The 564-nt window shown below is 67.0% G+C and carries 1 protein-coding gene; it reads left to right on the top strand.

Features of this window, described 5'->3' with window-relative positions; genetic code table 11:
* Positions 1 to 548 (top strand): ABC transporter ATP-binding protein (locus HHU12_RS34670; protein ID WP_169661237.1); only part of this gene is annotated, 548 nt, incomplete at its 5' end.
* Positions 549 to 564 lie beyond the last annotated feature (16 nt).

The following is a 564-nucleotide window of genomic DNA, read 5'->3' as shown; positions in this document are numbered from 1 at the left end:
GCGGGGACAGCCTGATGACCCGCTATCCTCACCAGCTTTCCGGCGGCATGCTGCAGCGGGTGATGATCGCCATGGCGCTGAGCTGTCGGCCCAAACTGCTGATCGCCGACGAACCCACCACCGCTCTCGACGTGACCGTGCAGACGCAGATCCTACGCTTGCTGCGGGATCGGGCCCGGGCCAGCCAGATGGCGATGATGCTGATTACCCACGACCTGGGGGTGATCGCGCAGATGGCCGAGCAGGTGGTGGTGATGTATGCCGGACGAATTGTGGAACAAGGCGCCACCGCGGAAGTGCTACGGCATCCTCAGCATCCCTACACGCGGGGGCTGATCGCCTCCCGACCGGTGCCCGGTGAGCGGCGTCGGCGGCTGTACTCAATTCCCGGCCAGGTGCCGGATCTGGCCGCCCTGCCGGCGGGCTGCGCCTTTGCCGGGCGCTGCGAGCGGGCGACGGCGCGCTGCCGGGAGGCGATTCCGCCGCTGCTCGGCGACCGCCAACGTGCCGCCTGCTTTTATAGCGAATTTGCGGAGGTGACAGCATGAGCGAACGCTATGTCAT

Origin of the sequence: Flammeovirga aprica JL-4, from assembly GCF_012844305.1 — a bacterium.
GTDB lineage: Bacteria > Bacteroidota > Bacteroidia > Cytophagales > Flammeovirgaceae > Flammeovirga > Flammeovirga aprica.
This window is presented reverse-complemented; position numbering and strand designations above follow the sequence as displayed.